The sequence below is a fragment of the Saccharibacillus sacchari genome, from assembly GCF_037722395.1.
GTDB lineage: Bacteria > Bacillota > Bacilli > Paenibacillales > Paenibacillaceae > Saccharibacillus > Saccharibacillus sacchari_A.
Genome location: NZ_JBBKAR010000018.1, coordinates 1 through 20,068, shown reverse-complemented (window position 1 = coordinate 20,068; position 20,068 = coordinate 1). Strand labels below are relative to the sequence as shown.

At 54.2% G+C, this 20,068-nt stretch carries 18 protein-coding genes and 1 riboswitch; of the genes, 6 read left to right on the top strand and 12 right to left on the bottom strand.

Annotated features, from left to right (window positions below; all coding sequences use genetic code 11):
- The first annotated feature begins 99 nt into the window (after positions 1-99).
- Positions 100-567, top strand: coding sequence for a MarR family winged helix-turn-helix transcriptional regulator (locus WKI47_RS05865; RefSeq protein WP_172245215.1), 468 nt, complete (start codon positions 100-102; stop codon positions 565-567).
- Between the two features lie 230 nt (positions 568-797).
- Here WKI47_RS05865 and WKI47_RS05860 read toward each other — a convergent pair whose 3' ends face one another.
- Positions 798-2,225 carry an MDR family MFS transporter gene (locus tag WKI47_RS05860; RefSeq protein ID WP_340226314.1) on the bottom strand — a complete coding sequence of 476 codons (1,428 nt, stop codon included), beginning with the start codon at positions 2,223-2,225 and terminating at the stop codon, positions 798-800.
- A gap of 287 nt (positions 2,226-2,512) precedes the next feature.
- On the bottom strand, positions 2,513-2,815 hold the full coding sequence (locus WKI47_RS05855; RefSeq protein ID WP_340226239.1) for a hypothetical protein: 303 nt from the start codon (positions 2,813-2,815) through the stop codon (positions 2,513-2,515).
- Positions 2,816-3,150: 335 nt separating this feature from the next.
- Here WKI47_RS05855 and WKI47_RS05850 point away from each other — a divergent pair, with 335 nt between their 5' ends.
- Positions 3,151-3,633 (top strand): GAF domain-containing protein, encoded by a 483-nt coding sequence (locus WKI47_RS05850; RefSeq protein ID WP_340226238.1) that lies wholly within the window; start codon positions 3,151-3,153, stop codon positions 3,631-3,633.
- Positions 3,634-3,963: 330 nt separating this feature from the next.
- Here WKI47_RS05850 and WKI47_RS05845 read toward each other — a convergent pair whose 3' ends face one another.
- The 4 genes from WKI47_RS05845 to WKI47_RS05830 form a co-directional block, all read right to left on the bottom strand.
- Entirely contained in the window at positions 3,964-4,692 is a 729-nt protein-coding gene (locus WKI47_RS05845) for a phosphatase PAP2 family protein (protein ID WP_340226237.1), read from the bottom strand.
- A gap of 516 nt (positions 4,693-5,208) precedes the next feature.
- Positions 5,209-6,528, bottom strand: a complete 1,320-nt coding sequence (locus WKI47_RS05840) for an Nramp family divalent metal transporter (RefSeq protein ID WP_340226236.1) — start codon at positions 6,526-6,528, stop codon at positions 5,209-5,211.
- A gap of 318 nt (positions 6,529-6,846) precedes the next feature.
- On the bottom strand, positions 6,847-7,362 hold the full coding sequence (locus WKI47_RS05835; protein WP_340226235.1) for a DUF402 domain-containing protein: 516 nt from the start codon (positions 7,360-7,362) through the stop codon (positions 6,847-6,849).
- 43 nt (positions 7,363-7,405) lie between these two features.
- Positions 7,406-7,858 (bottom strand): MarR family transcriptional regulator, encoded by a 453-nt coding sequence (locus tag WKI47_RS05830; protein WP_340226234.1) that lies wholly within the window; start codon positions 7,856-7,858, stop codon positions 7,406-7,408.
- A gap of 89 nt (positions 7,859-7,947) precedes the next feature.
- Here WKI47_RS05830 and WKI47_RS05825 point away from each other — a divergent pair, with 89 nt between their 5' ends.
- On the top strand, positions 7,948-8,397 hold the full coding sequence (locus WKI47_RS05825) for a GNAT family N-acetyltransferase (protein ID WP_340226233.1): 450 nt from the start codon (positions 7,948-7,950) through the stop codon (positions 8,395-8,397).
- Between the two features lie 390 nt (positions 8,398-8,787).
- Here WKI47_RS05825 and WKI47_RS05820 read toward each other — a convergent pair whose 3' ends face one another.
- Together WKI47_RS05820 and azlC are read right to left on the bottom strand one after the other, a co-directional pair.
- The gene (locus tag WKI47_RS05820; protein ID WP_340226232.1) at positions 8,788-9,114 is read right to left on the bottom strand and encodes a branched-chain amino acid transporter permease; all 327 of its coding nucleotides are present in this window, start codon (positions 9,112-9,114) and stop codon (positions 8,788-8,790) included.
- A complete protein-coding gene (gene azlC / locus WKI47_RS05815) occupies positions 9,111-9,839 on the bottom strand; it encodes an azaleucine resistance protein AzlC (RefSeq protein WP_340226231.1) in 729 nt (242 codons plus the stop codon). Before azlC ends, WKI47_RS05820 begins: the two co-directional genes overlap by 4 nt.
- 115 nt (positions 9,840-9,954) lie before the next feature.
- Here azlC and WKI47_RS05810 point away from each other — a divergent pair, with 115 nt between their 5' ends.
- On the top strand, positions 9,955-11,343 hold the full coding sequence (locus WKI47_RS05810; RefSeq protein ID WP_340226230.1) for a PLP-dependent aminotransferase family protein: 1,389 nt from the start codon (positions 9,955-9,957) through the stop codon (positions 11,341-11,343).
- Positions 11,344-11,353: 10 nt separating this feature from the next.
- Here the strand turns inward: WKI47_RS05810 and WKI47_RS05805 are convergent, their stop codons facing one another.
- The 3 genes from WKI47_RS05805 to WKI47_RS05795 form a co-directional block, all read right to left on the bottom strand.
- Positions 11,354-12,112, bottom strand: coding sequence for a helix-turn-helix transcriptional regulator (locus WKI47_RS05805; RefSeq protein WP_340226229.1), 759 nt, complete (start codon positions 12,110-12,112; stop codon positions 11,354-11,356).
- A gap of 233 nt (positions 12,113-12,345) precedes the next feature.
- Positions 12,346-14,325: an acyltransferase family protein gene (locus WKI47_RS05800; protein ID WP_340226228.1), complete on the bottom strand. Its 1,980-nt coding sequence runs from the start codon at positions 14,323-14,325 to the stop codon at positions 12,346-12,348.
- A 174-nt stretch (positions 14,326-14,499) separates the two neighbouring features.
- Positions 14,500-15,129 (bottom strand): M15 family metallopeptidase, encoded by a 630-nt coding sequence (locus WKI47_RS05795; protein WP_425355437.1) that lies wholly within the window; start codon positions 15,127-15,129, stop codon positions 14,500-14,502.
- A 102-nt stretch (positions 15,130-15,231) separates the two neighbouring features.
- Between WKI47_RS05795 and WKI47_RS05790 the strand changes: the two genes are divergently transcribed.
- Complete coding sequence (locus tag WKI47_RS05790) at positions 15,232-16,257, top strand: zinc-dependent alcohol dehydrogenase (RefSeq protein ID WP_340226227.1); 1,026 nt, start codon at positions 15,232-15,234, stop codon at positions 16,255-16,257.
- 141 nt (positions 16,258-16,398) lie between these two features.
- On the opposite strand, the gene WKI47_RS05785 is transcribed toward WKI47_RS05790, so the two are convergent.
- Positions 16,399-17,619, bottom strand: a complete 1,221-nt coding sequence (locus WKI47_RS05785) for a TraB/GumN family protein (protein ID WP_340226226.1) — start codon at positions 17,617-17,619, stop codon at positions 16,399-16,401.
- A 170-nt stretch (positions 17,620-17,789) separates the two neighbouring features.
- Positions 17,790-17,889: riboswitch (purine riboswitch) on the top strand.
- Positions 17,890-18,032: 143 nt separating this feature from the next.
- Between WKI47_RS05785 and ade the strand changes: the two genes are divergently transcribed.
- Positions 18,033-19,847 carry an adenine deaminase gene (gene ade, locus WKI47_RS05780; protein ID WP_340226225.1) on the top strand — a complete coding sequence of 605 codons (1,815 nt, stop codon included), beginning with the start codon at positions 18,033-18,035 and terminating at the stop codon, positions 19,845-19,847.
- Positions 19,848-20,068 lie beyond the last annotated feature (221 nt).

Below are 20,068 nucleotides of genomic sequence, written 5' to 3'. Positions count from 1 at the left end.
TAAAAATGAATAACTGTGACAAATGACATGTTCGAAAGCAATGTTCCTGAATTAAGATAAATATAATTCATCTACCATAATTTGAAAGGCGGAGGCACAATGATTCATGCTCAGGCACGCGATACCGAACTGTCGCTGCATCTGTACCGGGTGTTCGCCAAATCGTTCAAAAGCGTCAACGAACATGCCGTAAGCGGCAGCAAAATTCAAGGATTCAACCCTACGGCGTTTGCCGTTCTCGAAGTTCTTTATTTCAAAGGCCAACAGCCTATTCAACAAATCGGAGCCAAGCTCCTGCTGCAAAGCGGCAACGTCACCTACGTGATCGACAAGCTGGAGCGTCACGGCATGCTGGTGCGTCACCCTTGCCCGACCGACCGCCGCGTTATCTATGCCGATCTGACGGAAAAAGGACGCGCCTTGATGGACGAAGCTTATCCGAATTACGCAGAACGTCTCACGAATGCGCTGAGCGGTCTGGAAGAAGAAGAAAAGCTTCAACTGATCTCGCTGCTCAAAAAAATGGGCATGGAAGCGGAAAGATTGTCTCCGTCGGCACGCAAATAACGCGGCGTCCCGGCGATGGGAGTTTTTCGAGGTTCGTGGTTGCTTGTTAAGTGAAATTTTTCTCAATGTTTGCCGGGATGATAAAAAGACGATTTTTCGTATCCGGGTGCGCCGTGTTAAGCCTGTTTCTGTCAGGGCTCGAAACTACGCCTCGGATCGGAAAATCGTCTTTTTATTTTTATCGGGAATACGTTTGGGAAGCGTCTTGACGGTCGTTCCGCCTCCACCCGCTACTCACGCGGCGCAGGAGGACGCTTGCTCAACGGAATGACGGCCAGCAGACCGAGCGCCGTCAAGACCAACATCACAATGAACAGTTGATGCAATCCGCCTTCGAGTACGCCGGATAGGCTAGCCAGCTTCTCGGCAGGCAGTTCGGCACGTCCGTGTTCGGACAACAGCTGATTAATCTCTGCCTCCGTGGCGCCTGATGCGCCTCGGTCCGACAGCAGCGAAGCGTTCAGGAAAGTCCCGAAGAAGGCCACGCCGAGCGTCTGCCCGAGCGTACGCAGGAAAGTATTCAGTGCCGTCGAAGCTCCTCGCAGCGAATGGCCGACGGAAGACTGCGCAACGATCGTGAATACCGTCAGCGACATACCGAAGCCCAAGCCCAGTACGAGCATGAGCAGCGGAAGCACATAGACGGGCGCCGTTCCTCCCATCAAAGCCACGCCCGCGCTTCCCAATACCAATGCGGACAACCCGATAACGGCCGCGCCGCGTGCGCCGCTTTTCGCAATCATTTTCCCGCCTATAAACGATCCGACGATCCAGGTGAACGACATCGGCGCCAGCAGCATACCGGACAGCACCGCACTTCCCAACTGCACGCCCTGTACCCACAGCGGGATATAGGTGGTCAGACCGATCAGCAAGGTGCTAACGAAGATCGCCGCAATGCTGGAAAAGGTAATATCCCGAATACGGAACAGCTTCAGCGGTACCATCGGTTCCGCGGCGCGGCTCTCGATCCATACGAATACGACCAGCATGAGCACCGCACCGATAAGCAGACCGATCATCAATGGCGAATTCCAGGAAGCGGACTGTCCGCCGGAAGTCAGCGCAAGCAACAGAGCCGTCATCCCGATCGTGAACGTTGCGGCGCCGGCCCAGTCGATCTGCGCTTTTTTCCGCATACGCTCTTCTTTCAAAAACAGCATAATGAACAGCACCGCCAACAGGCCGAACGGAACGTTGATCCCGAAGATCCAGCGCCAGGAGAACGTATCGACCAGATAACCGCCGAGCAGCGGACCTACCAGCGATGCGATGCCCCAGACGGAACTGATCATCCCCTGAATCTTGCCGCGTTCCTCCATTTTGTACAAGTCGCCTACGATGGTATAGGTCACCGGAATTACGGCACCTGCTCCAATCCCTTGCAGCGCACGGAAAGCGATTAACTGCTCCATGCCTCCGGCAAATCCGCACAACGCCGAGCCCACAATAAACAGGATACAGCCCAACAGGAAGATCGGCTTGCGTCCAAATAAATCGCTAAGCTTGCCAAAGATCGGCGTGGTAACGGCCATCGTCAGCAAATAAGCGGCAAATACCCAACTCATCAGCGAAGCCGCCTCGAACTCGCCCACGATCGACGGCGTAGCCGGACTAATTACCGTACCTTCTACCGCCGCCAAAAAGGTGGAAAGCATCAGCCCCGCTAGCACGTATTTTCGTTTGTCTTGCAGTTGTTCCACAGCGTTAAGAGCCTCCCGTTCCAAAGTCTTGATGCTCGCGCGATCCCGATCATGTTTCGACCCAAAGCGCGATGGCACGTCTTTCCATTCTAACACGGAAGCCGAGCGGTACAGCTTTTTTCTACACGGCAAAAATCCCCGAATCCGCTCCATGGAGACGAATTCGGGGATGCACCCGCTTCAGAAGCCTCGGCTCCGAGCGGCTTACCTCACCACGTAAAGAGTCATCGGGCCGTTCTCTCTCAGGCTCCTGCCGCCTTGGCGGTCTGGCTTTCCGTCAGCACTTCCGAACACATGCTGCCAAGCGAGTGACGAACCTTGCGCAGTTCGGTAATCCCGGCTCCGGTCAACGTGAATTCCTCACCGTGGGCGGTCAGCAAATTCTCAGCCGCCAGATTCTCCAATTCCTGCTTAACCTCCCGGTCTGCGACCCGATAGCCGGCACGCTCCAGTTTGGGTAGCGCTTCACGGATCGAGATGTCTTGCTCCTCCGCATAATGCAGCAGGTGAATCCTGATGAATAAGTTCTGAGTTGCAGCCTGCATATCGCTCCTCCTCCATTCTGTGAACGACTGTCGCATCCCTTAACCTTCGATTGCATAGGCATATCCGACTTGATCTACCCGCATTCGGCAAAATACGCAGCGTTTGAGTTACCCACTATTTACCCGTCCGTTTAATGTAGGAAACACCCGGCTCCACAACTTGCATGAGGCTAAATCGACTCTGCATTCTACGGATACGACGTACAGTTCCATTGACATTTACACCGGAAAAGGCCTTAATTAAGAATACTGGATACACGATATTCGGCTTAATCGCTTGCCTCGCGCAATCGACATTTTTCGAAACGATACGTTTATGAAGGAGGCTCACGCCCATGTTTGAAACGAAAGCCTACGCCGGGTCGCGCGAAGACAACTATGCGACCGCGCTGTCCCAATTGAAAGCCCTGATCGACGGCGAGCCGGATCGCATTGCCAATCTGGCCAATGCTTCCGCGCTGCTCGCCCAATGCCTCAGCGACACCAACTGGTCCGGCTTCTATCTCTATGACGGAAAAGAACTCGTACTCGGCCCGTTCCAGGGTCTGCCGGCCTGCATCCGTATTCCGATGGGCAAAGGCGTATGCGGTACCGCTGCGCAAACGCGCGAAACCCAGCTTGTCGAGGACGTGCATGCGTTCCCGGGCCATATCGCTTGCGATTCGGCGACGAACAGCGAGATTGTCGTTCCGTTGGTTAAGGAAAACGGCGTGCTGATCGGCGTGCTGGATATCGACAGCCCGGAGCATGCGCGGTTTGACGAAACGGATAAGGAATTCGTCGAAGCATTCGCGAAGATTCTCGTCGCGCAGCTGTAACTTCTATGCGCTGGGGGAAGCTTGGGGCGGCCAATGTAAAAATTCGCTCAAGACGCTGTCTCGCCTAATAAAGCCTTCGGCTTTATTGGCTCAAAGGCGTCTTTCGCTGAATTTTTACATTGGCCTTAGGCTTCCGGCTGTAGGTACAGCTGATTGACATTGAATAAGGGGTTATTCATTATGAAAAAAGGACACCGTTCTCTCTGGGGAGAATGGTGTCCTTTTTTAGTTTAAGACCCGTACGCTAACATGAATGTATATCGAACGCGGTTAACATACTGGATAACAGCATTCAATTATGTTAGCCTTTCATACCGCTTCAAGCCTTGCTTACGACAAAATTCCGTCGCCGCGCATATTCTCTTGGCGTTCGGCTTCGGTGCGGCCGCCGAGGCGGCGTTGTTTGCGGTGGCGCCAGTATTCGAAGACGCCGATGGTCAGAGCCAGCCATGCGCCGCTGGCAACGTAGCCGCCGATGACGTCACTCGGGTAATGGACGCCGAGGTAGATGCGGCTGAGACCGATGGTCAGGGTCAGCAGAATGCACAGGACGAGAGCCACGATTCGAAGGGCACGAGGGCGAATCATGCGCCAGAGCAGATAAGCCAAAATGCCGTAGAGCGCGAATGCCCCCATGGAATGGCCGCTCGGGAAACTGAATGAATATTCCTGAGCCAGGCGATTGATATCCGGACGCTCGCGTTGGAACAAGTTTTTAAGCAAAATATTGATCAGCGCACTTCCTCCGGTCGCCACCAACACCAGCAGCGGTTCCCAGCGAAGACGCGGCACGAATAGCAGGAACAACAGCAGAATCGCTTCCAAAACGATAACGATTTTCGTAGACCCGATCCAGGATAGCGTCTCTGCCGTAGCCGTCCATCCCGGTGCTTCCTGCCCCTGAATCCGCCCGATCCATTTATGGTCAAAATCAATAACGCCCTGACTGCCCGAACTGACCAACATCGCGATCAGCACAAAAGCCACGGTAAGCACGCCGAAACCTATAAAACAAACAGCCGTATGCCTCATCGAGGCTTTCGTTTTCCATCTTTCCATCCCTATTCCTCCGAGTTCATCTTGAAGTCAATACGTCCTGCCAAACAGGCAAAGCCGCCCTTTTGCGTGACTTGGCAACTTCGAACCCCCATCATACCACCCAGCAGACTTTACATTCAATTTACGTTCCTAACGACATATCGAAACACTTCCCGCCAAATGCGTGCTGAATTCCCCCCCAAACAAAAAACCTCCCCCGCATAGCGAAAAAGGTCCCCTGCAACACTATATGATTTGAACGAACAACATCCAGATTCTCCATAACGCAAAATCCAGACCCTCCAAGCCCTATCCAAGCTCCCCTCACCAAGCGAAGCAATCCTTCCCCTACAGCATCCCCAAGCTGAAGACGCTTTTGAAAACCCGCCCTTCCGGGGAAGCCCAGCGGAGGGAGAAATTCAGTGAAAGACGCCTTTGAGCCCGTAAAGCCGAAGGCTTTATGAGGCGAGACAGCGTCTTGAACTGAATTTCTCCCGCAGCGCCCGCCCCCAGCGAACAGGATTTTCAACCCCGTCTTCAGAAACTCTCCACCACTAAAAACACGTTCAGCGCAATCACCAGCGCCGCAATCGCCCAACCCAGAATCTTCGTGATCGGCCGGTTCACCAGCCCGCCCATCAGTTTCCGGTCACCTGTGAACATCATCAACGGCACAAGCGCGAACGCGATCCCGAACGACAAAATCACCTGACTGGTAACCAGCGCCTGCGTCGCGTCAATACCCGAAATGATCAGAGCCAGCGGCGGCGTCATCGTGATCGCCCGGCGCAGGTACAAGTTGATGCGTTTATTGATAAAGCCTTGCATAACCACGTCACCCGACATCGTACCCACTGACGAACTCGACAGGCCCGCAATCAGCAGACCCAAGCCGAACGAGATAGCCGTCGCAGGCCCAGCCAGTTCTCGGAAATGAATAAATGCCTGATCCAGTTCTTCCACGACAAGCCCATTTTTGAAAAACAAAGCGGCCGCAATGATCAGCATCGCCATATTCACCGCGCCGGCCACGACCATCGCGAACACGATATCGAAAAATTCAAGCCGGAAAATCTTTTTCTTCTCTTCCTCGTTACGGCCGACGATCCGGTTTTGCGTCAGCGACGAGTGCAGGTAGATCGCGTGCGGCATCACTGTCGCGCCCAAAATCCCTGCCGCGAGCATAATGCTTTCCGTGCCCTGGAACTGCGGCGTGAAGATCCCCATCGCTACCGCGCCCATATCCGGTTTTGCCATAAATACCTGGAACGCGAACGCCAATACGACGGCGACGACCATCCCGGCGATCCCTGTTTCAAGCGCCCGGAAGCCGCGGCGTTGCAGCTCCAGAATAGCGAACGAAGCGACAGCCGTGATCAACGCCGCAGGCAGCATCGGAATACCGAAGATCAGGTACAAGCCCAGTGCCGCCCCGATAAATTCCGCCAGGTCGGTCGCGATAATGACCAATTCGCTCTGAATCCACAGGAAGATCGAGACGCCTTTCGGGAAGCGGTCGCGTGCGACCTCCGGCAAGTTGCGTCCTGTCGCGATCCCAAGCTTCGCCGATAACGCTTGAATCAATACAGCCATCAGGTTCGATCCGAAGATCACCCAGAGCAGCATATAGCCGTACTGCGATCCCGCTGTAATATTGGTCGCAAAGTTACCCGGGTCAATATAAGCAACAGCCGCGATAAAAGCCGGGCCGAGGAACGGCAGCAGCCGTTTCAATCCTTTGGTTTCTCCGTTCAAAACGGCCTGTGCGGCCAGCTCGGTCCGGGTTCTCGCTTCAGCCTGCCGACCGGCCAGCTCATTCGGTGCTTTTTCTCTCTGACGTGCGGCTTTTCTTTCCATGTCTCTCTCCATGACTCCTCACCTCTTCATCTCTATCTCTTTTTCCTATTAACTCTATATTTCCTTGCGTTACATTTGTTCCCCTTACGCACGAATGTTTCCCCGGCGCAACTTTTGAGTTGATTATAGTCCTTTTCTTTCTATATGTAAACACTGTAATAAATGAATGTTGCAAAAAATCGAACTTTTTTCACTTATTTTCATACACTACAACGACAAAACAAAAAAAACGACGAAGCTTTTGGCTTGCGTCGTTATCATGGATACATTTGGAAGCGCCCGTGAAACTCGCATCAAGACTGCGTATAATTAACGGCTCTACTTCCCGGTCCCAGCCGCGATCTGTGCGATTTTGTCATTCAAGCTACCGTCAAAAGGAAATGCCTTCCGGCGCGTACGCTCCTGCAAATCGTGCAACGCCTGTCGTGCATACGCCGCCACATGATCCGGGTAATTCAGTCTGCGACGATTGTCTTCAAACTCTTCTTCATCCACCACATGCCACCCCAACGCTTTGTTCCATAGCAGGTCCAGATCCAAGTCAATAAACGAGACGTCGGCCCCGTCGTGAATGCAAGGTTCCGACACATTGCAATAGATCGAGATCACGTCACCGTCCAAAATATCGAAGCTGACCGTGAATCCTTCTTGCAGCGCATACACTTCCAACGAAGCGTGAGGGATGGTGAACGTTTGCCCTTTCGTATAATGCTTCAACTGCCGCCCGGATTTTCCCTCCGCAATCAGAAAGCCTTCCCGTTCTTCAAGCAACGTCATTTCCCAATCGTAATGCGCGATATTGCCATATTTCAGCGAATGCAGTTTCAGATTCATTTTGCGACTCCTTTTCAATGGTCATCCGACGTTTGGCTCCGCCCTAATATTCCCGGCTGCCGCCGTTCTTCACCATTTCCCAATCCGGTTCGACGTTGGCGCGTACCTTTTGCAGCAATTGCAGCAGCGTTTCCTGCTCTTCGGCACTCAGTCCTTTGACTGCGGCGGAGTTGGAGTAATCGTCTTCTTTGCGAAGAAACTCGTACATCTCTTTGCCCTTTTCCGTTGGATACAACGCTTTGTTCTTCCGGTTATCGGACTCTTGCTCTTTCTGGATAAAGCCGTCACGTTCCAGCTTCTCGATCGCGCGCGAGGCTGTCGAACGGTCCACTTTTACCATATAAACGATCTCTTCCTGAATGATGCCCGGATTTTCGCAAATGCGCACCAGATAGATATATTGGTTTTTGGAAAGGCCATATGGCTTGAATTCGATGTTGGAAATAGATTCGAAGCATCTCGCGATCGCCCCGACCTCCCGTAAAATATTGCCCATGACGTCCCCCTTTTATTGCAAACGCAATAAAATTATTGTATGCTTCTTTCAGCGTATTTACATTAAATTATACACAGGGGGCAGCAGACATGCAGTGGCATTTAAAATCTTTTGAACAATTGGGCGGCGACGAACTTTACCGGATTCTTCGGGAACGGGTAGGCGTCTTTATGCTGGAACAGAACTGCCTGTACCCCGAGATCGACGGCAAAGACCCGCAGTGCCATCATCTTTTTGCGGAAAAAGACGGACAGATCGCAGCCTATTGCCGATTGCTTCCTCCGGGCGTGGCGTATACGCAATCTTCGATCGGACGCGTGTTGGTGAACGACGCCTTCCGGGGGCAGGGATTGGCGCAGGAGCTGATGACACGGGCCATCGCTTTTTTGACGGAAGAGTTGGGCGAACAGGAGATCAAGATTCAAGCGCAACACTATCTGGAAAAGTTCTACGGCTCGTTCGGCTTCCGTCCGATTTCCGAGGTGTACCCGGAAGACGGGATTCCTCACGTGGACATGTTGAGAAAGGGAAACGCGTAACTTTTTCGGGAATCTTGTTCGCGGAAAAAGTTCGGGTGATGCGGGAGCCTTGCGAGAGAAATTCGTTAGCGCAGGCGTCCGAAATTCACTTTTTCGAAAGGGTGTAAGTGGGAATTGTTTGAGCGGGAGGGGTTGAAATAAGTGCGCAAATACACTTATTTCGCTGGATTTGCTCTCGAATCTTCAAATAAGTGTGTATATACACTTATTTGAAGAAAAAACGCGTGAAAGATCGCTGTACAGAGTAATTAAGCGCATATACACATCTATTATCTGAAAACGGAATAATTCGAGGAAATTAAGTGCATATACGCACTTATTTCCGAAAATCCGATCGTAGGGCGCTCGGATTCGAGCTTTTCGGGCCTGGCTTTCTTTATGCTATCCGCGTCATAGACGGATCAAGATCATGTACAGGATCGTGCCTGCGGCGATGGAGAGGAACATGTTCTTTTTCCAGATGTGCAGCCATACGACGACAGCGACGGAGACCAGTTCGGGCAGGCCGTGGGTCGAAGATAGCAGGTTGATGTCTTTCAGGCTGTAGATGACCAATAGGCCGATTGCGGCGGCGGGTAGGACGCGGCCGAGGTATTTGACGTATTCGGGCGTCGGGCGGCCGGGCGGGAAAATGAGGAACGGCAGGAAGCGCGTCGCCATCGTGCCGAGCACGACGACGGCGATCATGACGATTTGTTGGCTGACGGTCATGATCATGCCGCACCTCCTTCTTCGGCTTGCGCCGTTTTACGTTCCAAAGCTTTGCGCGTCAGGGTCAGTACGGCCAGGATCGCGATCATCGAAGGAATGATAAAGCGGTCCGGTCCGAACAGGATCAGGCCCAGCACCGAGACGACGATGCCGATCACGGCGCTATCGTGTATTTTTTGCTTCATCCATTGCTCGACGAAGATGACGACGAACAACGCGGTCATCACGAATTCCAAGCCTTTCAGATCGAAGTTCACGAACGAACCCAGCACGCCTCCGATCGTCGCCCCGGCTACCCAATACGCATGGTTGAGCAGCGTCACGAAGAACATAAACCAGCCCCGGTCCACGCCTTCCGGAATTTTGGCCGAGTAATTGATCGAGAACGACTCGTCGCACATGCCGAAGATCAGATAGGGCTTTTTCCAGCCTGTTCCTTTATACTTTTCCAGCATCGAGATGCCGTAAAACAAATGCCGCGCGTTAACCATCAGCGTCAGCAGCAGCGCTCCCAGCGGATTGAAAGCTCCGAGTAGCAATCCGACCGCCACGAATTCCATCGAACCGGCGAAGATCAGCAGGCTCATCAGGAACGTCCAACCGGCGCCGAAGCCGGATACGTTCATGAATACGCCGTAAGCGATTCCGAGGAACATAAAACCGGCCAGAATCGGCAGCGTCACCGGAAACGCGGCGCGGAATGCTTTGGAACTCGTTGCATTTTCGTTCATATCGTCTATTCCTCTCCTCGCATGTAAACTTGTCCTGTTCATTTTAGGCTCGTAAATCCATACAATCAATTGTATAATTGTATGGATTACAATTTTGCGGGGAGTGACGTGCTGAATGCCGATCAATTCGTTTGTCGATTATCCGATGTCCTGGCGTCCCGAGCGGCGCGAGCTGACCCGTCCGATCTACCTGTCGCTGGCCCGGATGCTGGAACGCGATATTACGGAGGGCTTTCTGCCGCCGGGAACCAAACTTCCGCCGCAGCGGGAGCTGGCCGACTTTCTCGATATCAATTTTACGACCGTTACGCGTGCCTACAAAACTTGCGAGTTGAAAGGTCTGCTGCACGCGGTCACCGGAAGCGGAACGTTCGTCTCGACCAATGCCGTCCGTTCCGTCACGATCTCGCGCGACCGCGTTCCTATGGAATGTATCGACTTCGGCTTGGTGGCTTCGTTCGAGCAGAGCAACTTCATGATCGCCGAAGCCGTGAAAAAAGTAGCGGGAAAAGTCGGCGTCGAGCGCTTCCTCAACTACGACGACCCCGCCGGCATACCGCATCAAAAAGAAGCCGCGCTCCGTTGGATGGAGCCGCTGGGCATAAAAGCCACCATCGACCAGGTCGCCATCGTATCGGGTGCGCAAAACGCGCTGACCATCACGCTCCTTGCGCTGTTCGAACCGGGCAGCCGGATCGCCGTGGACGAATATACGTACTCCAACTTTATCGAGCTGGCGCGATCGCTGCGTATCAAGCTGATTCCGATCCCCGGCGATGACTTTGGCATGCTTCCGGAGGAGTTGGACAACGGCTGTCGGAATGCCGAGCTGCAAGGTGTGTTCCTGATGCCGTCGTGCTGCAACCCTACCGCGATCTTCATCCCCAATGCACGCCGAAAAGCGCTGGCCGACGTGATCGAAAAGCACGGCCTTATCGTCATCGAAGACGATATTCACGCGGCCCTGCTCCACGGTACGACGCCGGAAGACGGCATTCCTCTCCGTCAGATGCTACCCGAGCAGACCGTCTATATTTGCAGCACCAGCAAGTCGATCTGTTCCGGTCTGCGCGTCGCTTATGTCGTTTTCAGCGAAGCCATGCGCGAGCGGATGCTTCGGGCGATCTACCACGTCAACGTCAAGACCTCTTCGCTCGACGCCGAGATCATCACCGAGATTATCGCGTCCGGGCGCGGAACCGAAATTGTCGCATACAAAAAATCGCTGGCGAAATCCGCCAACGATTTGTTTGCCGACTATTTTCCTCAACCGGACGATCCGGGCCACCCGCTTAGCTTTTTCCGCTGGCTGCGTCTGCCGAATCCGGTCCATGCTTCGCGCTTCGAGAGTGACCTACTGGCAAAAGGCGTACGGGTTTTCCACTCCGAGCGCTTTCTGGTCGGAACGGCGTCGCGCGATCAGCATGTGCGCGTCGCGTTATCGTCAACCGAATCCCGTGACGAGCTGCGGACAGGGCTTGAGATTCTTCGCAGCCATCTATGATCCGAGTTCCTTAGCGGGACGGATCAGCGAAGGAAGACGAATGGCTGCCCATTTTCGGCCCGTCCGTTTCTTCTCGATCCTCCGGTTGCGGCGAGTGGACCTCGGCAGGTGCAGACGGAGCTGCCGGTGGTGCAGGCGCCGCTACTCCCTCCTTGCCGCTATCGGCCGCTATCCCTCTCGCCAATGCGTCCAGTCGGTCCCGATCCATAAAAGGAGCCAATGCGACCATTCCCGAAACCCCGGACGTTCCATACGCGCGCAGCGCCAATTCGTCCACAGCTTTTTCATCCAAAAATGGAGCCAATGCCACGAGTTCCGACAACGCCACCGTACCGAAAGCCCGCAGCGCGCATTCCCCAAGTACGTCTTCGCTGATAAAAGGCGCAACCGCGATCAGCTCGCCCAACCCGCTCGGCTGCTCCGTGCGGCCAAATACGGCGTCGGCTTGCTTGGACGGCAGCAGCGGAGCCAGCTCCTGAAACTCCTCCGCCGATACTTCGCCCGGTTGCAGCGTTTCTTCGACAGGTCCCGATACAATTTTACGCACCAGATCCGCTCCCCGTCCGCCGCTCAAAATATCGTCGATACTCACGCCGAAGCTATCCGCCAATAAAGGAAGCTTCGAAATATCCGGCATCGTGCTCCCCCGTTCCCAACTGCTTACCGCCTGATAACTGATGCCCAACCGATCCGCCAGCTCCATCTGAGTCATTCCGCTTTCCTTGCGCAAACGTGCAATGTTAAGGCCGATCTTCGTCATGTCGAACATGTCCATCGCTCCTTGTTTTGGAATGACTGTAGTGTAGCCCGAGCCGGATTTTTTGTATATCAACCGCTGCTTGAGTTCGGGAAATACAGCGGTTCAAGCATAGCTTGCATCGAGCAAAAAAGCGCGAAAAGACGGGATATTCGGGCCGTTTCCAACCCCATCCTTTTGTCGCCCGCGCTTTTTCCGTAACCTGCTTCTGTTTCATCGGCGAAGCCGTACATCAAGATTGCGATTCAGGAACGAATCGCAGCCTTTTTCTCTATCGCCTGCTTCACCAGCGCCGCAAAAGCTTCCGCTCCCGTAGGAGTCAGATGTACGCCATCCTCCGAGAAATAATCGTTATGTCCCGCGCTGACGCTAAACCAATCGATCAGCGAGACGTTGTTGTAACGCTCGGACGCTTCGGTCAGGGAACGGTTCACGGTACGCTCCCAGGAGCGAGGCACTCTCACTGTCACGAGATAGATCCGCTCTTTGCTTTGTAGATTGTCCAACACTTCGTTCAGCTTTTTCGTATTGAACGAACCGTTCGTGCCCAGTTCGATCACGACGCGTCCACCCAGCTTTTGCTGACTTTCCAACTGCGATAGCAGGTCAGGCGCTTCCCACATTTGCCGTCCGACTTTACCGTCCACAAAGACTTTCGCGATACTTTCCTCCAAATAAGGCTTGGCGTCGAGAATCACCGAATCGCCTATCACCGTATACGCCACTGTATCCGTGTTAGCGGCTGGCTGCTCGCTCTGCGCCTTTTTTGAAGGAGTAGAAGCAGGCGGAGTGCTGTTGACCGAAGCTCCCAGCCTGCTTGGCAAGGCCGGTTTGTTTCCCTGCTTTGCGGTCTTCACCGTTTCTTTGGAAATAGCTGCCGCCTGCTTTTGCGAAGCAGGCTGGGCGACGTCGGCCGTGGTCGCAGACTCCGGCGTATGCGTGAGTCGAACCAACGCGAGCACGATCAGCGCCGCACTCATCAGCGTAACGGTGCGGGAAAGCACGACACGGCCCGAACGGCGTCTGCCGCGTTTCCACAGACCGGATACGAAGGCGCGGAATCCATGCCGGCGAATCGGATCTTCGATATATTTTAACGACACAGCCGCCAATACGAATACCGCCAGCAATTGAAGCGCAACGCGAAGAAGATTAAGCCCTCCCGTGTCCACGCTCGGCGTCGTCAAGACGATGACCGGATAATGCCACAGATACAGTCCGTACGAATGCCGCCCGATCCAACGCAAAGGCGCGATTCCGAACACGCGGGCCAATAGAGACGCCGGATGTGCCAATGCGGCGACAAGCAGCGCGGCCGACAAGGCTTGCAGCGCCATGCCGCCCGTATACAGCGAAGGATCATACTCGCTTCCGGTCAGCATCGCGTAGAGCAGGAAAGCCAACGCAGCCGCCCCCATCAACTCCATCACGATCCGTGCGCCCGGACCGATCGCGGAAGACAGCTTTTGGCTCGGCCAGACGACTGCCAACGCAGCCCCCGCCAACAGTGCAAAAGCACGCGTATCCGTTCCGTAATACACACGGCTTGGATCGAGATCCGGGTTGTATAATAACGCCATCATTTCCGCAGATAGCAGCGCAAGCCCGATGATGAATACCAGCAGCGGCCCTTTTTTCCGCATCAAGGGAATAAGCAGCAACAACAGCAACGGCCAAACGATATAAAATTGCTCTTCTACCGCCAGCGACCAGAAATGCCCGAACGGCGACGGCGGACCGAAGCTTTCGAAGTAAGAAACGTGATGAAAAACGTACCACCAATTGCTTATGTATAACGCTGCCGCGCCGATATCGCCACGAAGCTCGGACAGCCGGTTTGGGTCAGCGAAAAATAGCCAAATCATAATGGAGGCGATCACGGCAACCATGCCAGGCAGAAGCCTTCTTGCCCGTCGAATATAGAAATCGGCCAGGTTCATAGAGCCTGTGCGATGCCATTGAGAAAGAAGAATATCCGTAATCAAATACCCCGATAACACGAAAAATAGCCCCACCCCGAACAATCCCCCCGGCAGAAAACCGAGGTCGAGGTGATAGGCGATAACCGCCAGTACCGCAACAGCCCGAAGGCCGTCCAATCCATACATATGCCGTCGCCCGTCTTCGGCCTTCAGCTTCCCGGCCTTGCCGGGTCCATGAATGTTCGGGGAATATAAGGTCGCCCGATTTTTTGCATCTATCGCCTTGCCTGAAGTATTTTGCATTCCTGCTGCACCTTTCATTCCCTGCTTATTTACACCGTTCGAATTATACGCTTCTCCGAGACGTACAAAGAAAATAAAAGATGACAAAAAGGAGTGGAAATCGTAACTTTCTTGCTTCTTCCGAACAACTAACCTTCCCTACGGGTTCAAAATACGACTATACCTGATCCGGCTTCAATCATCGGTCTTTATCGCTTCCACCTGAGAGCCTTTAGGCACTTTACCGTTCTGAAGCTGACGCAGCGTATAGCCGAAGTCCATTTGAAAATGCGGGTAATCGGGAAAACGATCCCAGTCGCCGCCCCAGTCAAAGCCCAACGCTTTCGCCAACTCGACGACCTCCATCCAATCCGGGCGTCCGTTGCCGTTGCGATCGACTTCCATATCCCACACCACGCCGCCTTTTCCGTCACGCAACGCAAAATCGATAGCCAGACCGTAATTGTGATACGACTGACCGCCCCGCGCATTGGTCACGATATTCCCCGAGTCTTCGCGTCCTTGCCGGAACAACCGATCCTGCTCCTCGCTGCTGCGGAAATCCGACGTAATCACAATCTCGATGCCCCGGTCGGCCGCTTGCGCAACCAAGTCGTTCGTTTTGGCCTGTACCTCCGGGTGAATGCCGATGATCCGCCCTTGTTCTTCGCCCGGAACATCCGGTACATAACCGAAAAACGCCATGCCTTTCCAGGCGGCAACCAGAAGGATCAGCAAAAAGACGATAGAAATCGCCGCAGTCTTCCCTTTTTTCTTTTTGCGTATCGCTCTGCGAACTTTCGGCCCCGGCGCTGCTCCCGACATCGTTTTGCCCCTTTCCTTCCCGAACTTTGTTTATCTTGAATTTATAACACTCCGGCAGGATAGAGGGCAAGTCGCACCATTACCGATAAGGAGTGAGCAAACATGAACAAAATGAAAGCAGCGGTATATGAAGGAACAGCGAATATTCGTATCGTAGAAAAGGAACTCCCCGAGATCGGCCCCAAAGACGTGCTCGTTCGCAACTTGCGCAGCGGCATCTGCGGAACGGATATCAATATCGTCAAAGCCGGCGGTGGCAATCTTGGGATCAGCCTCGGCTCGGAGTTCGGACATGAAATGGCAGGCGAAGTCGTCGCGGTCGGTTCGGAAGTTTCTTCGGAAATTTCGGTCGGGCAGCATGTCGGAATCAATCCGATTACCGCTAAAAAGGCCGGGCGGCGCAAATCGTTGGAATGCTCCGGTTTTTCGCAGTATGTGGTGGTTGAAGAGGCGGCGCTGAATCACAACCTCTACGCGTTCGCGCCGGAGGTACCACTGGAAGCTGCTGCATTGCTGGAACCGATGAGCGTAGGCCGACACGGGGCTTTCAGCGTCGATCCGAAGCCGGGCGAACATATCGTTATTCTCGGCGCGGGACCGATCGGGCTGCTGGCTGCCGCCAGCCTAATCGCCGAAGGCATCGCGGACGTATGCGTGGTCGATATCGACGAATGGAGATTGGCCAAAGCCGAGGCGTTGGGCGCCCTTACCGTCAACACCTCGAAAATCGCGCTGGCTGACGGGCTGACCGCTCTTTTCGGACAAGTGAACGTGTATGGGCTGGATGTGCCGGACGTCGATGCTTTTGTCGATGCCGCAGGTGCCGCTCCGTTGTTCAAAGCCGTGATGGAGATCGTCAAGCCGCAAGCGCGGATCGCGATCATCGCCGTGTACAAACAGGAAGTTCCGTTCAGCCTCGGACAGATCATGTCCAAAGAAGTCCGGGTGCAAGGAGCGAGCGGTTATACGCATGCAGATCTGGCGGCGGTAGTGGGCCATATCACCAAGCATCATGCCAAACTGTCGGGATTGGTAACTCACGTGTACAAGCTGGACGAGATCGCGGAAGCCTTCGACACAGCGATCGGCGCGCAGGGAACGGTGAAAGTGCTGATCGACTTGGCGTGAACCGGACGCGAAGATGAAGCAGGGCCATACAGGATCAGGTGCCTACGCGTTGACTTTTGCATAAAAAAAGCCTGTCGGACTCCGGTTGCAGCATCGGAGTATCGACAGGCTTTTTTCGTTATGGCGCAGATTGCTTTCTTTTTACTTACGCGAAATAGTATAGCCTTTGTCTTCGAGCAGCTTGAGCACGCCGTCGTTGCCCAAATAATGCGCCGCGCCTACAACGATGAAATACTCTTCCGCTTTGCCGCTTTTCAGATAGCCGTCGATCTTGTCCGCCATGCCGACGTTGCGATCGACAAGCAGGGCTTTGTAATACTCGGGATCTTCCGCGACGCTGTTGGTCATCTCAAGCAAAGCCTTTTCGTCGCCGCTTTTCCACATTTTCGCCATATCGTCGGTGCTGTCGGCAATCGTATCGAAGCTCTCGATCGCGGCCTTCAGATTACGTTCCTGAAGACCGTCGGACAGACCGTCGAACATGCCCAGTTGCGATTCGTATGTTTCCAGCTCCAGCACCGGAATCTTGTTCTTGACCGCTTGCTGGATAAAGTACAGATCGACGCCCGCGTCGGCTTCGTATCCGGCACCGCTAGCTTGCAAGCTGCCCAGCGTTGTCTCCACCACCCACGGCTTGAACGCATCGAACGCGTCGGCTTTCAATCCGTTGGCTTTCAAAAGTTCGCCGAGCTGCTTGTACGTACCGGCCGAAATATGGTCTTTCAGCGTGGTTCCGTCACTGTACATGCCCATTTTGCTGATCATCTGCTGCTGCTCTTCGTCGGCCGCTTTGCTGATATCGATCTCGACGCCCAGGTAATCCGCTTCGGCGAACGCTTTTTCAAACTCGTCGCGCAGCGGGTAGAAGCTATCGTCCGCGATGTGCATCGAACCGACCAGATAGACCGTTGTCGGTCCGTTTTTCACTTCCCATAGGAAGCCGCGCGCTGCCTCGCCCGTAGCTTTCGAAACCAGAAGCACGGTACGGGTCTGACGATCCCAACGAACGTCGTAACCCGCTACTTCGGCCAGGGAACGCACCGGAATAAACGACACGCCGCCGATCAGCTGCGCCTTGTCCTTCAGCGTAACCGTTTCGCCGTTTACGACGATGCGCACGGTTCCGTTTTTGACGTCTTGCAGTTTGCCGCCCAGCGCTTCGACCGTCAGGCGTACGGGCACGAGCGTGATTCCTTTTTTGACAATCGCTTCGCCGTACGCGTAATCGATGGCTTTGCCGTTCACTTGAATGGTCGTATCCGGTGCGGACGCCGTAGGTGTAGCCGCCAGAGCCGGAACCGAAGACGCCAGTAAGCCAACGGATACGGTTAGGGACAAAAGCATGTTTTTCCAAGGTTTCATGTAGGTGGGTTCTCCTTAAAGGTGGGATAATAAAATAACAGTTGTCTTGCCTGCTCTTTACCTTTTACCCAAATTCGCACAAAAAGTCGCAATATTCTTACGCGTTCGAGCGATACGGCTTTTCGCCTTGAGCTTTGTCTCGCGGCTTGATATAATCGTCCCTAATCGATCACCGCGACCAATTGCATACACGTATAACTCCGTAGATAAGGTACGGAGGTCTCTACCGGGAACCGTAAAGTCTCGATTACAAACAAATGCACACTTTTTACCTTTAGAGTTGACGAGGTACTGCGGTGTGTTTTCGAATGGGTTCATATCCGTTCGCATTTGCTTTGTGGTCGGGATTTTTTATTTTTCAATCGACTGTCTTAACAAGTTTCCATGCCTATCACGTGAAAAGGAGCCTATCCATGCCAACGAATCTTTCAACTTTAAGCAAACGAATCGAGGTCGCCGCCAAACGTCTCCCAGCCGATCTCGTCGTCAAAAACGGAGTGATCGTCAATGTATTTACAGGCGAAATGATGCAAGGCGATATCGCTGTCGTCGATGGAATCATTGCGGGAATCGGCTCGTACGAAGGAAAAGAAATCATCGATGCCAGCGGACGCGTTATCGTGCCGGGGTTTATCGACGGTCATGTCCATATCGAAAGCACCATGCTGCTGCCTTCGGAATTCGCCAAAGTGTCGCTGCGCCACGGCGTGACCGCGGCGGTTACCGATCCGCACGAGATTGCCAACGTAGCGGGCGTCGACGGCATTCAATACCTGTTGGATGACGCTGAGCAGGTTCCACTGGATCTGTTCGTTATGCTGCCTTCCTGCGTACCCGCAACCCCTACCGAAAATAACGGCGCGGTATTGGATGCGGACAAGCTCGCCCCGTTCTTGTCCGACCCTCGCGTACTCGGATTGGCCGAAGTGATGGACTTCCCTTCGGTCGCAAACGGCAGTCCCGGCATGCTCGCCAAGCTGGACACAATCCGCTCGGGCGGCGGTCTGATCGACGGCCATGCCGCGGGAATCGGACGCGAAGACTTGAATATTTACGCCGCCGCGAATATCCGTACCGACCACGAAGCCGTCAATGTGCAGGAAGCCCGCGACCGTCTGGACATGGGCATGTATCTCATGATCCGCGAAGGCACGGTGGCAAAAGATCTGAAGGCGCTGCTGCCTGCCGTCACGCCCAGCAATTCGCGCCGCTGCCTGTTCGTCACCGACGACGTGCTGCTCGACGATCTGATCGAGGTAGGCAGCATCGACCATTGCGTACGCTTGTCAATCGCCGAAGGGCTTGATCCGATCACGGCCGTGCAGATGGCGACGTTGAACGCGGCCGAATGCTTCGGCTTGCGTCATCTGGGAGCTGTTGCTCCCGGCTATCAGGCGGACTTCCTGCTGCTGGACGATCTGAACGACGTGGCGATTCATCAGGTGTATAAAAAAGGGCTTTGCGTGTTCGATCGGAAAAGGGATGCGAGATTGAACGTTGACCTTGACGAAAACGGAGAAGACACGACGGTTCCCTGGTGGCTTCAATCGCGGCAGCCGATCCCTGTCGAAGCGCCTAAATCACGGATTGCACTCCCTCACCTCAATGCCAAACCGGTTACGCTAGGCGATATCGAGATTGCGTTGCCTGCCGGATCTGCGCAGTGCCATGTGATCGAAGTCGTGCCGGGCAGTCTGATTACGGAGCGCAGCATTCAATCGGTCGACGAGCAAGGCGGATTTTTCCAACCTTCTATTGAACGGGATCTGCTGAAAATGGTGGTCGCGGAACGGCACCGGGCTACCGGGAATGCAGCTGCTGCGATCGTGCGAGGATTCGGACTGAAGCGTGGAGCGATCGCGACGACGGTCGCGCATGATTCGCATAATATCGTGGCGGTAGGCGCATCGGACGCGGATATCTTGGCGGCGATCGAGCATGTCGTTCGATTGGACGGCGGGCTGGTTGTGGTGGAAAACGGGGAGTTGATTGCATCGTTGGCACTGCCTGTAGGTGGGTTGATGTCGGACAAGCCGTACGAGGATGTGTATGCGACGATGCGAGAGGTAAATGGGGCACTGCCTCGGTTGGGGGCGTCGAAAGAATTTAATTTGTTCCTCATGCTGTCGTTCTTGACGTTGACGGTGATTCCGGAGTTGAAGTTGACGGATCAGGGGTTGTATGAGTTTTCGTCAGGCTCTTATATTGGTGTGGTGGCGGAGAGGTAGTCGTGCAAGGGTGGCGCTGCGGGAGGGATTCGTTTCGGTCGCGTGTTGAAATTGAGAAATCGGATTGGAAGTTTTATAAGGTGATTTCTCAATTTCAAAGGCGAACGCTGACGCTCCTACACTGAATCCCTCCCTCCGCTGGGCTTGACGACCGGTGGTAGGTAAAAGAAGGGCCGTTCCCGATGAATTGGGGAACGGCCTCTTGCTGCGCAAGTTTTACT

Coding starts and splice junctions, on each gene's coding strand:
- WKI47_RS05865 (WP_172245215.1), top strand. CDS start 100: ATGATTCATGCTCAGGCACGCGATACCGAACTGTCGCTGCATCTGTAC.
- WKI47_RS05860 (WP_340226314.1), bottom strand. CDS start 2,225: ATGCTTTCCACCTTTTTGGCGGCGGTAGAAGGTACGGTAATTAGTCCG.
- WKI47_RS05855 (WP_340226239.1), bottom strand. CDS start 2,815: ATGCAGGCTGCAACTCAGAACTTATTCATCAGGATTCACCTGCTGCAT.
- WKI47_RS05850 (WP_340226238.1), top strand. CDS start 3,151: ATGTTTGAAACGAAAGCCTACGCCGGGTCGCGCGAAGACAACTATGCG.
- WKI47_RS05845 (WP_340226237.1), bottom strand. CDS start 4,692: ATGGAAAGATGGAAAACGAAAGCCTCGATGAGGCATACGGCTGTTTGT.
- WKI47_RS05840 (WP_340226236.1), bottom strand. CDS start 6,528: ATGGAAAGAAAAGCCGCACGTCAGAGAGAAAAAGCACCGAATGAGCTG.
- WKI47_RS05835 (WP_340226235.1), bottom strand. CDS start 7,362: ATGAATCTGAAACTGCATTCGCTGAAATATGGCAATATCGCGCATTAC.
- WKI47_RS05830 (WP_340226234.1), bottom strand. CDS start 7,858: ATGGGCAATATTTTACGGGAGGTCGGGGCGATCGCGAGATGCTTCGAA.
- WKI47_RS05825 (WP_340226233.1), top strand. CDS start 7,948: ATGCAGTGGCATTTAAAATCTTTTGAACAATTGGGCGGCGACGAACTT.
- WKI47_RS05820 (WP_340226232.1), bottom strand. CDS start 9,114: ATGATCATGACCGTCAGCCAACAAATCGTCATGATCGCCGTCGTCGTG.
- azlC (WP_340226231.1), bottom strand. CDS start 9,839: ATGAACGAAAATGCAACGAGTTCCAAAGCATTCCGCGCCGCGTTTCCG.
- WKI47_RS05810 (WP_340226230.1), top strand. CDS start 9,955: ATGCCGATCAATTCGTTTGTCGATTATCCGATGTCCTGGCGTCCCGAG.
- WKI47_RS05805 (WP_340226229.1), bottom strand. CDS start 12,112: ATGTTCGACATGACGAAGATCGGCCTTAACATTGCACGTTTGCGCAAG.
- WKI47_RS05800 (WP_340226228.1), bottom strand. CDS start 14,325: ATGCAAAATACTTCAGGCAAGGCGATAGATGCAAAAAATCGGGCGACC.
- WKI47_RS05795 (WP_425355437.1), bottom strand. CDS start 15,129: ATGTCGGGAGCAGCGCCGGGGCCGAAAGTTCGCAGAGCGATACGCAAA.
- WKI47_RS05790 (WP_340226227.1), top strand. CDS start 15,232: ATGAACAAAATGAAAGCAGCGGTATATGAAGGAACAGCGAATATTCGT.
- WKI47_RS05785 (WP_340226226.1), bottom strand. CDS start 17,619: ATGAAACCTTGGAAAAACATGCTTTTGTCCCTAACCGTATCCGTTGGC.
- ade (WP_340226225.1), top strand. CDS start 18,033: ATGCCAACGAATCTTTCAACTTTAAGCAAACGAATCGAGGTCGCCGCC.